This is a genomic window from Agathobacter sp. LCP21S3_B2 (assembly GCF_052118705.1).
In the GTDB taxonomy this organism is placed as follows: domain Bacteria; phylum Bacillota; class Clostridia; order Lachnospirales; family Lachnospiraceae; genus Roseburia.
The window spans coordinates 17,638-30,398 of record NZ_JBQKGQ010000019.1; the positions used below are offsets into that span (position 1 = coordinate 17,638).

General features: G+C 34.8%; 13 protein-coding genes and 1 tRNA gene. 13 read left to right on the top strand and 1 reads right to left on the bottom strand.

The window, feature by feature from the left end; all coding sequences use genetic code 11:
* Positions 1-7: 7 nt before the first annotated feature.
* Positions 8-721, top strand: coding sequence for a 16S rRNA (guanine(527)-N(7))-methyltransferase RsmG (gene rsmG / locus ACTQ1L_RS12530; RefSeq protein ID WP_441367489.1), 714 nt, complete (start codon positions 8-10; stop codon positions 719-721).
* A 58-nt stretch (positions 722-779) separates the two neighbouring features.
* On the opposite strand, the gene ACTQ1L_RS12535 is transcribed toward rsmG, so the two are convergent.
* Complete coding sequence (locus tag ACTQ1L_RS12535) at positions 780-1,730, bottom strand: alpha/beta fold hydrolase (RefSeq protein WP_321111302.1); 951 nt, start codon at positions 1,728-1,730, stop codon at positions 780-782.
* 154 nt (positions 1,731-1,884) lie between these two features.
* On the opposite strand from ACTQ1L_RS12535, the gene ACTQ1L_RS12540 reads away from it, so the two are divergent.
* The 12 genes from ACTQ1L_RS12540 to ACTQ1L_RS12595 all read left to right on the top strand — a co-directional run bounded on the left by ACTQ1L_RS12540 (position 1,885) and on the right by ACTQ1L_RS12595 (position 12,759).
* Entirely contained in the window at positions 1,885-2,928 is a 1,044-nt protein-coding gene (locus tag ACTQ1L_RS12540) for a sensor histidine kinase (protein ID WP_441367490.1), read from the top strand.
* Between the two features lie 4 nt (positions 2,929-2,932).
* Positions 2,933-3,577: a response regulator transcription factor gene (locus ACTQ1L_RS12545; RefSeq protein ID WP_321111300.1), complete on the top strand. Its 645-nt coding sequence runs from the start codon at positions 2,933-2,935 to the stop codon at positions 3,575-3,577.
* Positions 3,578-5,324: 1,747 nt separating this feature from the next.
* Complete coding sequence (locus tag ACTQ1L_RS12550; RefSeq protein ID WP_441367537.1) at positions 5,325-5,606, top strand: flavodoxin family protein; 282 nt, start codon at positions 5,325-5,327, stop codon at positions 5,604-5,606.
* 25 nt (positions 5,607-5,631) lie between these two features.
* On the top strand, positions 5,632-5,853 hold the full coding sequence (locus ACTQ1L_RS12555) for a hypothetical protein (protein ID WP_441367491.1): 222 nt from the start codon (positions 5,632-5,634) through the stop codon (positions 5,851-5,853).
* A 364-nt stretch (positions 5,854-6,217) separates the two neighbouring features.
* The gene (locus ACTQ1L_RS12560) at positions 6,218-6,985 is read left to right on the top strand and encodes a ParA family protein (protein ID WP_279206926.1); all 768 of its coding nucleotides are present in this window, start codon (positions 6,218-6,220) and stop codon (positions 6,983-6,985) included.
* A 6-nt stretch (positions 6,986-6,991) separates the two neighbouring features.
* Positions 6,992-7,876: a ParB/RepB/Spo0J family partition protein gene (locus ACTQ1L_RS12565; protein ID WP_441367493.1), complete on the top strand. Its 885-nt coding sequence runs from the start codon at positions 6,992-6,994 to the stop codon at positions 7,874-7,876.
* A gap of 129 nt (positions 7,877-8,005) precedes the next feature.
* A complete protein-coding gene (locus tag ACTQ1L_RS12570; RefSeq protein WP_441367494.1) occupies positions 8,006-8,515 on the top strand; it encodes a DUF4446 family protein in 510 nt (169 codons plus the stop codon).
* A gap of 19 nt (positions 8,516-8,534) precedes the next feature.
* Positions 8,535-9,578 carry an HD-GYP domain-containing protein gene (locus ACTQ1L_RS12575; RefSeq protein ID WP_441367496.1) on the top strand — a complete coding sequence of 348 codons (1,044 nt, stop codon included), beginning with the start codon at positions 8,535-8,537 and terminating at the stop codon, positions 9,576-9,578.
* Positions 9,579-9,610: 32 nt separating this feature from the next.
* Entirely contained in the window at positions 9,611-10,486 is an 876-nt protein-coding gene (locus ACTQ1L_RS12580) for a DUF3881 family protein (protein WP_441367498.1), read from the top strand.
* Positions 10,487-10,712: 226 nt separating this feature from the next.
* Positions 10,713-10,784 (top strand) — tRNA-Arg (locus ACTQ1L_RS12585).
* A gap of 302 nt (positions 10,785-11,086) precedes the next feature.
* Positions 11,087-11,956: a ParB/RepB/Spo0J family partition protein gene (locus ACTQ1L_RS12590; protein WP_005601734.1), complete on the top strand. Its 870-nt coding sequence runs from the start codon at positions 11,087-11,089 to the stop codon at positions 11,954-11,956.
* A 17-nt stretch (positions 11,957-11,973) separates the two neighbouring features.
* Positions 11,974-12,759 carry a ParA family protein gene (locus ACTQ1L_RS12595; RefSeq protein ID WP_005601732.1) on the top strand — a complete coding sequence of 262 codons (786 nt, stop codon included), beginning with the start codon at positions 11,974-11,976 and terminating at the stop codon, positions 12,757-12,759.
* Positions 12,760-12,761 lie beyond the last annotated feature (2 nt).

The window sequence follows — 12,761 nt, forward strand, 5'->3', positions numbered from 1 at the left end:
ATAAAATATGAAATATGATTTCACACACTTCACTGATGAATTATCAAAAATTAAATGTACATTAAATAATTCACAATTAGAGCAATTTGAGCTATATTATGACATGCTTATCGAAAAAAACAAGGTTATGAACCTTACTGCCATCACTGATTTCGATGAGGTAATAGAGAAACACTTCCTTGATAGCTTGTTTTTGTGCCACACATTAGATTTAAACGCGGAAAAAAATATCATTGATGTCGGAACCGGAGCTGGTTTTCCCGGTATTCCTCTTAAGATAGCTTTTCCTCAGCTTAAGATTACTTTATTAGATTCACTTAATAAGAGAGTTGGATTTTTAAATGAAGTTATTGAAGCGCTTGAGCTTAATGATATTGAAGCAGTTCATGGCAGGGCAGAGGATTTTGCCAGAGATAAAGAGTACAGAGGAGCTTATGATATTTGTGTATCGAGAGCAGTTGCAAATCTGTCTACTCTTTCAGAATACTGTCTGCCGTTTGTGAAAATGGGAGGCTGCTTTGTGTCATATAAATCAGGTGAGTGCGAGAGCGAGGTGGCAGATGCAAAGTCGGCCATTTATCTGTTGGGAGGAAAGCTGAATAAAATAGAGCAGTTTGGCTACTCGGATAATCATCGCTCTTTTGTCATAATTGATAAGGTCATGAATACTAGCAATAAGTATCCGAGAAAAGCCGGACTGCCTTCAAAGAAACCATTGTAAAAAACATTAAAATCTAAAATTAATAATTATAAAAAATATGGATAAATAAGGAAATGTCCTAATTATTAATTATCTTTTTAATAATTGAAGCTGTCTTTTCAGGTATCTCCAATTGCGGATATAAACGAGCATTTGATATATGAATAATGTCGATATTTGTATTCAATTTATGATAATTGTTGATAACATCGAGATTATTTTTGATATCTGTGGAACCAATAATATATATCGGTTTATCAAGTTTTTTAATCGCGTGCGTTATGTTTATATTAATATAGTGTGACAATATACTTGAATATAGATATTTGCCACGGCTTTGTCCATGGTGAGCTGATTCATAATAAGTATCTTCAACCTTGGATGAAATAAGCTGACTTCTCAGCATATACTTATTTCTGAATAGTAAATCCAGTTTAAGAGGACTCATAAGCTTGTTATAGATAAATGTTCCAAATATAGGAAGATTTATCACGGTCTGTTTGAATTTAGATGTCTTATCAGGTATCTGGTTTAGCTGTTGCAGTGGGACAGGGTTGATAAGTATTGTCTTGTTGAATAAATCTTTCTGTAATACGCTTGCCATAAGAACCGGGGCTGCTGAAAGATTTGTAGCCACAACATCGCATGCTTCACCTATAACATCGTTAACAAATGCTGTTATAATCTGTACATACATATAATTTGTGTATTTAATTGAAGGCTTGTCAGAACGTCCACAGCCAAGTAAATCAATGGTGTATACAGTGTTTTTCTTTGACAGCTTTTTGATTATCTTGCTCCATTCCTCACCGGAAGCCCTTGAGTCTGTATCGTGAACCAACAGAAGAGGTGTTCCGGTGCCGTTTTGGGTGTAGAATATGTTTCCCTCTTTCCATTTATAATAATGTCCGTTGTCAACTTTAAGCAGATTTTTTCTCGCTGCATTTGAATCGACAAGTCTGTTGTATGCATACATTCCGGCCACGGCTGCACTTGTGAGAACTAAAAGTCGTTTTGTACTTTTTTTCATTATAAAACCTCCCTGTGTTAATTTTCTACTATTATTATATCAAAAATGTTGTTTTATACAATTATTTTTTATAAATGCTTTTAAAAATGGCAAAAATGATATATAATTATTTTGTAAAAGTTTAAATATAAATAAAACATATGTTCTGGTGATTATGGTTAAAGAGTATTTAGAAAAAACAAGAGATGAATTTTACGATAGCAGGCAGAGTCTTATAGAGAAGCTGACAACTGCCGAAAATCATTACAAAGAGAATATTAAGCTCATACAGATGCTTGAGGACTCCAGTGATGAAAATTATGAGGCTTTTACTCCACGCGAGGTAAATTCATATAATAAAAATAAGATAAGAGAAATCAAGGAAGAACAGAATCTGATTGAGCCACAGTTGAAGACACTGCATAAACAGATTTCTGATATTGATTGTAAAATTGATGAAATCAATAGTATAATTAGGGTTTGTAATACGGATGATTCAGCCGCTGATGTTGAAATTAGCGAGGTTATGTCAGATGTAATCAATGAAGAGGATAGCGGGCTTTTTAACAGGGTTCTGCTTGAAACTGTGGAAGGTGAAAGACAAAGGATTGCCAGGGATTTACATGATTCCACAGTTCAGAGTCTTACGTCATTGCTGCATAAGACGGAGCTTTGCCTTAAGCTGTTGGATATAGATCCTATAAGATGCAAGCTGGAGCTTACATCACAGGGAAAGATACTTAAGGATATTATAAATGAGCTTCGTAATATGATTTACAATCTTAGACCAATGTCATTTGATGATATTGGATTTAATATCACAGTCGAGAGAGCTCTTGATAAACTTAAAAATGCTAATAATATACGATGCAATTTTAAGACAGAGGGTGATGAATGTAATGTGGACAGTATTGTTTCACTTACACTTCTTCGAGTGATACAGGAGGCTTGCAGCAATTCTATTAAGCATGGTCATGCTAAGGTTATAAATGTTACTATTGTTTATGAATCACATAGTCTTACTTTAACAGTTGAGGATGATGGTGATGGATTTAATGTTTCTGCAATTCCGGAGGTTACAAGAAGTGATAATTCAGGTTTTGGATTGTCAATGATGAAAGAGAGAGTATATCTTCTTTCCGGTAAAATCAAAATTGATTCTAAACCGGGAGAGGGTTGCACAATAAAAGTTACGGTGCCAATTAATAAGGAGGATTAAGAAGATGGCTATTAACATTATGATTACAGATGATCATTCAATGATCAGAGAGGGTCTGAAAAATTTGCTTGAGCTTGATGGTGATATAAAGGTTATTGCTGAGGCTGAAAATGGTGAGGATTGTCTTGAAAAGCTTAAGACGGTTACTCCTGATGTTTTACTTCTTGATATCAATATGCCAAAGATGAATGGTCTTGAGGTATTAAAGAAACTTAAGGATATGAAATCAAAGATAAAGGTGCTTGTTCTTACAGTTCACAATGAGACAGAGTATCTGATGAAAGCTGTTGATATTGGAATTAATGGATATGTTTTAAAAGATTCTGAATCTGCCGAGCTTAAGAAAGCTATATTTACTATTGCAGATGGAGAAACTTATATTCAGCCAAGTCTTATCCCGGCACTCAATTCAAAGATGATTGAGAAAAATGAGGATGAACTCAAGATTGATGCTCTTACAAAGAGAGAGCTCGAGGTTCTCAAGGAGATGGCTGTTGGTAAGTTTAACAGAGATATCGCAAAAGAGATGAAGATTAGTGAGAGAACTGTTAAGAATCATATTTCCAGCATCTTTAAGAAGCTGGAGGTTACTGATCGTACTCAGGCTGCTGTTTTTGCTATTCGTAACAACATTATTCAGATTATGTAATATATTTTATGTTTTTAAAAGAGGAATGTTTCACGTGAAACATTCCTCTTTTATTATACAATTTAGTATATAGTATGGTTTGTTGACAGTAGTACGGAATCCAACATACATATACATTCCGCACTCGTTTTATTCCGTAACTAAGAGTATGTAAGAAATCACATAAAGGATGAGACAGTAGGACACAACCGTTCATGTTCGCCATCCAGGCTCAGTATGGACTCGCTCGTACATCCGTGTACGAGTGTTGCTTGCGTATTGAAGTGATTTCAAACATACTCTAAGTTACTGCGTAAATTTGTTTGGAATGTATATGTATGGCGGATACTTCACGTTGTGGATGTAATGAAAATATCATATAACCAATACCTCATATATCACATATCTAAATATATATCGAGATTCAGTAACTATTCAGAACCACCCCACACACATTCGCAAAAACGCACGATACTCGTGCTTTCTCGTTGCTACGCAACTAATTTTGCTCATATGTGTGGGGGTGGCTCTATTCGAGCCACCTTGAGAACAAGAAAATCTGCTGCTTACATGCAAGCATGACACATCAGCTTTTTTGTTCTCAGTGGTTCTGAATAGTTACGAGATTCATATATAATCTTTATATAGATAATTTATTAGTCAAATATTATGTAATATAACTAATCACATAATAAATACCTAATAGTATAAGACAATGATTCACGTGAAACATTCCACATTCGATATGTAATTTAGAATATAGTGTATAATTTAATTTATTAACAGTAGTACGGAATCCGTCATACATATACATTCTACACTAGTTTTACTGTGCAACTAAGTGTATGTAAGAAATTACATGATAGTTTAGACAGTATTACGAAAACATTGCATGCATATAAAAGAATTGTCCATTAAATAAAGCAAATATACATTCAGCTCTTGATTTACCACACAAATGATAATATGCAAGAAATTACATAAATGATAAGATAGTAGTACGCAAATGTCAATATTAGTCATTCAGGTTCAGTACAGACTCGCTAGTACATTTGGTACGAGTGTTGTTACGTTTTGAAGTAATTTAAACATACTTTAGTACAGTGTTCAAAGATTTACTGGACCAATAGCGTAGAATGTTTTTAGAAAATAAGAAAAATCAGGCATAGAGGATTGCTTTCAGGCTTATCTTTATTACAGATGAAAATTTATATACGTTATTTATCTGATTTTTTGCAAAATGATGTACTGTTATTACTGCGTAGAATTGTTTAGAATGATATGTATGTGGATTATTTATGCTATGTAAGTAATATAAATATCATATAATATAATATATAAAAGAGTACACAGTTTAATAATGCATAACTAAATATTACATGATTAAATATCAAATAACAAAATATAATGTTTCACGTGAAACATTTACATGTTATAATGAGCGTAGCAAATTATATCACGCGCGAATGCGCATAAGTATCAGCCACAGGCTTATTATATGTGTAAGCATATGATATAATGAGTGCAAGTGAGAATAAGGCGTTTATATATTTGGTGAACGATTAATTATGATCATGATGCAAAGCTTCATGAAATAATGAGAGTAGTAAGCTATATCATGCGTGAATGCACGTAACTATCAGCTACCGACATATGTATTATGATCAATTTTAATCGTTAAAGAAATTTAAAATATTAATATTGTAATATATGAAATAGAAATTAAAGGAGTAAGAGGTATTATTTTTATGAATAAAAAAATTTAATAATTAAAGGAAGCCCAAGAGAAGAAGGAAATACTGCAACAATGGCAGATATATTTGCAAAAGGCACAAGTGAAAATAATAATATAGTAACAAAAATTGTATTGAAAGATAAAATAATAGGGGATTGCAGTGGGTGTGCTATTTGTCAGCAAAATGGTGGTAAATGTGTGCAAGACGATGATATGAATGAAATTTATGATGAAATGCATAAAGCCGATGTAATCATTTTAGCATGTCCGGTTTACTTTTTATACCTGGCCTTCTTTGATGAAAAGAATGATTGACAGAACTTTTGCAATTGAAGATTATATGCATAAAAAAGTTTTTTATTTATTGAGTGCTGCAGCTACAAGGAAAGAGACAAATGTACAAACCATGATTAAGTGTTTCAGACAGTATATTTCGTGCTTCGGAGAAAATGGAAGTGAAGAGGGCGGTATTGTATTTGCTTATGATACAAGAAAAACAGAGGATGTGAAAACAAAGTATGATATATTAAATAAAGTATATGAAATGGGAAAGAGTGTATAGTTACACTTAATAAAAAACGAACCAGGAAAGAATGCATAGTTACGCTTAATAGAAAATGAACCGGATAAATGATTTTTTGAAAAATATTGTACTTATATAATGGAATTTTATAGCATTATAGAGTTAAGAGTGATATAATAATTTAAGTATGTAAGATTTCAATTTACAATTTTAAAAATATGATGATGTAGAAGAGTTTCTTGTTATCAAGATTAAGATGACTTGGAATAATTATTATAAAACAATTATGATATATAGAATATAGCATGTAAAATGCAGAATATAAAATATAAAATATAGAATATAAAATATAGAATATAACATATAGCATCAGAGTATTAAGTAAATTGCGAAAGGATTTATAATGGGAAGAATTATAGCAGTTGCAAATCAAAAGGGTGGGGTTGGAAAGACTACTACTTCTATCAATCTGGCAGCGTGTCTGGCTGAAAAAAAGAAAAAAGTGCTGGCAATTGATTTGGACCCGCAGGGCAATATGACAAGCGGTCTTGGTGTAAATAAAGACGAAGCGGAGAATACGGTATATAATCTCATGCTGGATGAGTGTTCAATTTCTGAGAGTATTGAAAAGACAGTTGTTGATAATTTATCTGTTATTCCCTCTAATGTAAATCTGGCCGGAGCGGAGATTGAGCTTTTGGGCATCAATGATAAAGAATACATATTAAAGAGTGCGGTTGATTATATAAAGGATGATTACGATTTTATTATTATAGATTGTCCACCGTCACTTAACATGCTGACAGTAAACGCCATGACCACGGCCGACACGGTTTTGGTTCCTATTCAGTGTGAATATTATGCTTTAGAGGGACTTAGTCAGTTGATTCACACAATCAATCTGGTGCAGGAAAGACTGAATCCGGAGCTTCAGATTGAGGGTATTGTTTTTACAATGTATGATGTCAGAACGAATCTGTCAAATCAGGTTGTAGAGACAGTGAAAGAAAACCTGGATACAAAGATTTACAATACCATGATTCCAAGAAATATCAGACTGGCGGAGGCTCCGTCATATGGTATTCCAATAAATATGTATGACAGTAAATCTGCCGGAGCAGAAAGCTACAGAAATCTGGCAAAGGAAATTATAGCGAGAAAGGACATTTAATATAGTATGGCGGCAAAAAAAGGATTGGGTAAAGGACTTGATTCATTAATAACAGATAAGGTTTCAAAGCCGGCAAAGCCAAAGAGTAATCATGCAGCGGATGCTGTAATGATTGATATAAACAAGGTAGAGCCTAATAGAGAACAGCCCAGAAAAAAATTTGATGAGGATGCACTTATTGAGTTATCGGAGTCAATAAAGCAGTTTGGCATTTTACAGCCTCTTTTATGTCAGGATAGAGATGATTACTACGAAATAGTAGCAGGAGAACGCAGATGGAGAGCTGCAAAGCTGGCTGGACTGAAGGAAGTTCCTGTTATAATCAAGAAGCTTACAGATCAGCAGATTATGGAGATTTCTCTAATAGAAAATATACAGAGAGAGGATTTAAACCCGATAGAGGAAGCGCTGGCATATAAAAGACTGATAGAGGATTTTAAATTGAAACAGGATGAGGTTGCGGAGAGAGTATCAAAGAGTAGAACAGCCGTGACTAATTCCATGAGATTACTCAAGCTCAACGATAAGGTACAGCAGATGGTCATTGACGAGATGCTTACAACAGGCCACGCAAGGGCTCTTCTTGGAATAGAGGACCAAAAACAGCAGTATGTCATTGCTCAGCAGATTTTTGATCAGAAGCTTAGCGTAAGGGATACAGAGAAGCTGGTCAAGTCATTGCAGAATACCAAGAAAAAAACAAAAGCTGAAAAGCCGGTTGATCCTCAGATGGAGGCAATTTACAGAGACCTTGAAGAAAAGCTTAAAAACAGTATAGGAACAAAAGTTCTTATTAACAGAAAAAATGAAAAAGCCGGTAAGATTGAAATTGAATATTATTCACATGATGAGCTTGATAGAATAGTGGGTTTGCTTAATTCGGTAAAATAGGATATTTATTAATCAAAATAAAATTTATAATAAATATTCACAATAAATATATATAAATATGTAAAAATGAGACAAACAGACTATTTAAATTTTATGTAAAATGACCGACAATATAGATAGGAGCAAAAGATGATTTCTGAATATTTAGGATTCGATTCTGATTTTATTATATTGGGATTAGTGGGTGTTGTAATAATTTTATTGATACTCATCATTGTCAATATGGTACAAACCAGTAAACTCAAAAAAAGATACAATGCGTTTATGAGTGGTAAGACAGCAAAGTCATTGGAAGATACACTTTTAAAGAGATTAGACCAGGTAGATGAGCTTATTGCTGCAAACTTAGCAAATGAAAAGAATATTGATGAATTATTTGCTAACATGAACGGAACATACCAGAAGGTTGGACTAGTAAAGTATGATGCATTTAATGAGATGGGTGGAAAGCTTAGTTTTTCACTTGCGATGCTTAATGGCAAGGATGATGGTTTCGTACTCAATGCAGTTCACAGCCGTGAAGGATGTTACACTTACATAAAGGAAATTGTTGGCGGAAATTCCATTATTGTTTTAGCAGAAGAAGAGCAGGAAGCGTTGAAAATGGCCAGGGAGGCAAATGAACCTGCAGAAAAATAACAATGGGGTGGTTTAGTTTATGAGGATAAAAACAGTCAACAGTTTAGTTGGCGGTGAAATTCTGGCAGAGCCAATCGTAACCGAAAAAAACGAAATATTGATACCAAACGGAACTACATTAAAAAATGAGTATGTACCATTGATTGAAGCTTTGGGAATTGATTCAGTAATGATTGAGGATCCTTATGAGAATTATGAGAGCCCAAATTCTATCATAGATATAGCTATTTTCAATAAATATGTTGAAAAGGTCCGCAGACTTATGGAAAGTCATATCTATCATGGTGGAAAGTCACTCAAGGAGTTTGAAATTATTGCAAATGATATAGTTCGTGATATCAGCAATATGCCATCCGACGTGATAGTTGATATAAAAGAGCATAATTCAAACCTCTATGAACACACAGTTATGGTTACATTATTATCTGTTTTGGTAGCAAGAAAATTAAAGCTTGATAATAAAAGAAAATATAATATAGCGGTGGGATGTCTTTTACACGATATCGGGCTTAGATTTATAGTAACACCGTATAAAAACAGAGATTTTATCAATGCAGATCCGGCAGAGATGTTTGAATATAAGAAACATACAATTTTGGGATATTCTGCATTGGATGAGGAAAATTGGATTTCACCTATTTCGATGAAGATGGTTTTGTCCCATCATGAGAATATGTCCGGAACAGGTTTTCCTATGAAACAAAAGAATAAAGAATTGGAATGTAAAATAATTCAGGCATGTGATGCGTTTGACTGCATGATCTGCGGCATGGAATGCAAAAGGATATCAGTACAGGATGCTATAAAGCAGATGATTGATGGTATAGAGGTATGCTTTGATAAAAAAGTTGTTAAAAATCTGCTTTCATCAATAGCCAAATATCCTGTAGGAACTACTATCAAGACAAATGAGCAGGATGAGGGAGTTGTTGTTTCACAGACTATTGATCCGGAGAACCCTGTAATCATGATATTTAACACTCATAATAATGGAAAAAGGATTTTGCATGATAGGTTGAATCTGATGCTTGAGAAGGATATTTCAATTTTAAAAGTTATTTAGGATAATTGAAGTAGGCACAGGAGTAACAGGTAATGCATAAATTCCTAAAAGCAATAGGATTTTCAGATATAACGAAAAAACAATTAGATGATGTTATAAAAAATATAATTGATAAACCGGAAAAATTAAAGGTAACAAAGGATTCGGAGGGTAATGAATTTGCCGAGTTGTCATGTGATGTGGCACCAAATATGGGAATCACAGTCAGAGGAATATACAATGATGATGATGGCTTTGATATAGATTACTACTATCCATATTTCATGGGAAGCGAAAAGACTACAAATGAGATAATAGATATTGAAAAACACTCAGAGAAGGAATCATATGCAGGTTTATGCGATGACCCAAATCTTGGAGTGACGCTTATATTTTATCTGCAGAATGTGTGTGATTATCTGTCGGAAAAGGCACACACAAGCAGAGAGGTAAGGGCAAATGGAGCAGTACTCTCAGGACTGTCGGTTGATGGCTGTATTTTGCTTCCAATGAAACAAAAAAAGGCTAAGACGTTAAATACTGTTGATTCAGACAAAAAGGATAGAAAGCAGCTAATTGCAGAAGCAAGAGATGGTGATGAATCTGCTATGGAAAGCCTTACAATGGAGGATATAGATATATACTCATCCATCTCCAGAAGAATCCAAAATGAGGATATTCTTTCAATCGTAACAACATATTTCATGCCATATGGCATAGAAAGTGACCAATACAGCGTGATGGGAGACATTATTGAGTTCTCAGAAGAAAAAAATTTCATTACAAATGAAAAAATATATTGCATTAAGCTATTATGTAATGATATAATATTTAGCGTATGTATAAACGAAAATGCTCTCATCGGTGAACCAATGGTTGGCAGACGTTTCAAAGGAAACATCTGGATGCAGGGTAGTATTTGTTTATAATATACAAATGTTCTCGTAGTTAAATGGATATAACAAGCGCCTCCTAAGATATAACCATGGTTAGAGCCGTGAGATAGGAAAAGGCGGTAACTAAGAGTTCGATTTGAACTGTGGCATATAGAAATGTCGAAATAAGAAAACAGATGATTCATCACAAAAGTGATTGAGTTCATAAAGAAGGTCACCGTAACCGAAAAAGGCTGAAAAGCTTGAAAATACGGCATTTGTTCTCGTAGTTAAATGGATATAACAAGCGCCTCCTAAGCGCTAGTTGTGGGTTCAATTCCCGCCGGGAACATCGATTTTTTGCAACAATGATCGTAAAAATTCATTGTTGCTTTTTTTATTTTATGGGTCTTGCGAGCACCGAAAAAATATAAAAATAAGTAATTGGAGCACCGAAAAGACAAAACGGGCACCGAGAACTAAATCTATCCAAGCACCAAATGGAGATAACTAAAGTGTAGGATAAGATTTAGGTTGTCAATGAATGTAAAAATGGTTTTCTTGCTTGAAGAAAACAGGCCTGACGAAGTATCGCTCAGATTAGATTAAAAATTCTAGTCTGGGCGATTTTTTTCGTTCAGGGAAAAGGAGGAAATGTCATTGACAGAAAAGACGGATATCAGAGATTCGGATGAAAAAGTAGTTGAAATTGAAATGGAGCGGTTAAGAAATTTTACAAATCATCCATTCAAGATAATCGGTGACAGTCAGATGATTGAACTACAGGACAGTATTAAGAAATATGGAGTTCTTAATCCATTGATCGTCCGGCCGAGGAAAGAAGGCTACTATGAAATCATTTCAGGTCACAGAAGGAAATATGCAGCGGAGCGACTGGGGTATAAGAAAATACCTGTGATTATCCGCATGATGCAGGATGATGAAGCTGTAGTGACTATGGTGGATTCTAATTTACAGAGAGAGCAGATTACACCAAGTGAAAAAGCATATGCCTACAAGATGAAATATGATGCCATTAAAAAGAAAGCAGGCAGAAAGAATTGTGGTCAAGTTGACCACAATACAGGAAAGAGAAGTATTGATGTGATCGGAGAACTTTGTGGAGACAGTGCAAAGCAGGTCCAGCGTTATATCAAAATGACAGAATTGATACCGGCTCTATTGGATAAGGTGGATGACGGATCAATGGGATTTACCCCGGCAGTGCAGTTATCTTATCTGAAAAAGAAAGAACAGCAGGAAATTATTGATGCAATGGAGGCAACCCAGTGTACGCCATCACTTTCGCAGGCAATAAGGATCAAGAAATTAAGTGAGGCTGGAAAGCTTACAGAAAGCGAAGCGGAAGGAATCCTTGGAGAGATAAAACAGAAGGAAGCAGACAGAGTAGTTTTTAAGAATGAACAGTTATACAGATTCTTCCCATCAACCTATACATCGGAACAGATGCGGAGAGAAATACTGGAAATATTGAAATCATGGAGAAATAGTAACTGGATTTAGGAAAGGAGAAACAGAATATGTGCAGAGTAATAGCAGTATCAAATCAAAAAGGCGGAGTAGGTAAAACAGTATCATGTGTAAATCTTGGAATAGGGTTGGCACAGGAAGGAAAGAAAGTGCTTCTGATAGACGCAGATCCACAGGGAAGTCTAACAATCAGCCTGGGATATGAGGAGCCGGATGAAATGGAGTATTCTCTGGCAACACTGATGATGAACATTGTGAATGATGAAAAACTGAATATAGAAAAGACAATCTTACACCATAAGGAAGGAGTGGACCTTATCCCGGCTAACATTGAATTGTCAGCGATTGAGGTGTCATTAGTAAATGCCATGAGCAGGGAACTGATTCTGAGATCTATGGTAGACAGGCTGAGAGAATTTTATGATTACATCATTATTGATTGTATGCCTTCGCTTGGAATGATGACAATTAACGCATTGGCATGTGCAGATTCTGTACTGATACCGGTGCAGGCAGCGTATCTTCCGGTCAAAGGCTTACAGCAGCTGATCAAGACAATAGGAAGAGTAAAGAAGCAGCTGAATCCAAAACTCAAGATTGAAGGAATTCTTCTAACTATGGTTGATAACAGAACTAATTATGCCAGGGATATTTCCCTGATGGTGTATGATACCTATTCTGCATCAATCAAGGTATTTGGAACAGAGATACCGATGTCAGTCAGGGCATCAGAGGTCAGTGTGGAGGGTGGAAGCATCTATTCCTATGATCCAAAGGGTAAAGCGGCATTTGCTTATATGGCATTAACTAAGGAAGTATTGAAGGAGGCAGAGTAATT